Annotated in this window: 2 protein-coding genes and 1 pseudogene; all 3 read right to left on the bottom strand. The window is 43.0% G+C overall.

Annotated features, from left to right (window positions below; genetic code table 11):
- Positions 1–734 (bottom strand): PDZ domain-containing protein (locus tag PX484_RS13815; protein ID WP_288104292.1); only part of this gene is annotated, 734 nt, incomplete at its 3' end.
- A gap of 105 nt (positions 735–839) precedes the next feature.
- Positions 840–1172, bottom strand: coding sequence for a DUF4164 family protein (locus PX484_RS13810; protein WP_002751577.1), 333 nt, complete (start codon positions 1170–1172; stop codon positions 840–842).
- Between the two features lie 239 nt (positions 1173–1411).
- Positions 1412–2063, bottom strand: a pseudogene (gene ftsH4 / locus PX484_RS13805) (ATP-dependent zinc metalloprotease FtsH4); the annotation flags it as partial.

The raw sequence follows: 2063 nt of genomic DNA, 5'->3' as shown, positions 1-2063 counted from the left end.
GGAATTAATTCATCTTCTTGGGGACGAAAGCGGGTTAATCCCACGGGAACTACGGCAATCGACTCCACACAGGGAATATCTCCCCGATGAAAAGAAACCAGATCTAACAGGGTTCTTTCGAGATGAATTCCATCATTAATATTGGGACAAACTACCACTTGTGCATGAATTTGTAATTGTCTGGCTTGTAGCCATTTTAAATGGTCTAAAATTTGACCAGCGCGGGGATTTTTTAAGAGACGAATTCTCAGATCGGGTTCCGTGGCATGAACGGACACAAAAAGCGGTGAGATTCGCATCTTTTCGATCCGCTGCCATTCTTTTGAGGTGAGATTAGTTAAGGTTAAATAACTGCCATAGAGAAAACTTAAGCGATAGTCATCATCTTTATAGTATAAAGTTTCTCTTTTGCCCTCTGGTTGTTGATCGATAAAGCAAAAAGGACATTTATTATTACACTGAATTAAGCCATCAAAAAGGGCAGTTTCAAACTCTAAACCTAAGTCTTCATGATAATCTTTTTCGATTTTTACTTGGTGAGTTTTGCCCTGACTATCAAGCACTTCTAGGGTTAAAAATTCATCGGCACATAAAAATTGATAATCGATTAAGTCCCGGGGACGATTACCATTAATAGAGACGAGCGCATCCCCGATTTCAAAACCTATCTCGGCGGCGATCGAATCTGGGATGACACCAGTAATTTTAGCTGGACGAATAGTTAATTCACTCATATTTTTAGGTTGCCATCCAATTATTTAACTGCATTTCCCAGAGAGTCTTTGGCTGCGTTTTAATATTTGTCAAGTTAATTCTACAGCATTTTAGGGCGATCGCTGTTAGGGATTGGGGAAAAAACCAAAAAGTTTAGCAGCCCCTCCTAAAATGGCTACAACCAGAGCGATGAGAATCCCCCGATTGGTAAATTCCTGATAGGCAACTCTTGCAGTTAACCCTTTAATTTCTGTGGTTAGTCGCTCATCCAAGGCTTTAATCTCCCCTTTGAGTTCGACTTGTCCTATTTCCACTTTTGTCAACCGTTCTTCTATCTTATCAAATCTCTCATCTACCTGATCAAATCTCTCATCGATCCGTTTTTCCAGAGAGTCGATTTTCCCCTCAATCCTTGTCAAAACAGCTTCTAGGGAATAAGTGACGGTTTCGTTAGCCATTTTCTGTCTCCTTTAGCTCTTCTGGATTCACCATCGTGATCTCAATATCAGTATCGCTGATTTTTGCCTCCCAGTTTCAATCTCTAATAGGGGTTAAGATTAATTGGAACGCTGTAGGGTTCTGGGACTGCGGAGAGGCAAAAGGAAGAATAAATAATCAATTTTTAATAACTGGATTTAGTATAATGGCAAAAAACCCATCTTTCTTCAAGATGGGGTAAGGCAAAAATCAAATCAATCTAAACAGTAACAGGTTCTCGATCGAGGGGTTTAACGCGCTCGAGCAGTGCTTGCAATTGTTCCCCTTCAATCACCTCTTTACTGAGGATTTCTTGGGCAATTTCTTCGAGTAAATCGCGATTTTGAGCAAGGATATCCAGGGCCTGCTGATGACCATTTTCGACAATCTCTTTCACTTCATTATCGATCGCTTTGGCCGTATCATCGCTCACCAAACGCCGGGGATTCATCATGCCATCTCCCAGAAAACTATTCTGTTGACCTTTTTCGTAGGCTAGGGGACCCAAGGTCTTACTCATACCATAGGTTGTCACCATGCGTTCGGCCAAGTCTGTCGCCCGCTGCAGGTCATTAGCTGCCCCAGTAGTAATACTACCGAAGATAATTTCTTCGGCAGCCCGACCGCCTAAAAGAGTAGCAATTTGGTCGCGTAATTCCGTATCATCCATAAGGAAACGGTCTTCCGTGGGCATTTGCAGGGTATAACCGAGGGCTGCCATGCCGCGAGGCACGATCGAAATCTTAGCAACTTTACCACCCCCCGGCATAACTGCACCGACGAGAGCGTGACCAACTTCGTGATAAGCGACGATTTTCTTCTCTTTTTCCGAGAGAACCCGGCTTTTCTTCTCTAAACCGGCCACTACCCGC

The organism is Microcystis sp. M49636_WE2 (assembly GCF_030065375.1).
In the GTDB taxonomy this organism is placed as follows: domain Bacteria; phylum Cyanobacteriota; class Cyanobacteriia; order Cyanobacteriales; family Microcystaceae; genus Microcystis; species Microcystis aeruginosa_C.
This window is presented reverse-complemented; position numbering and strand designations above follow the sequence as displayed.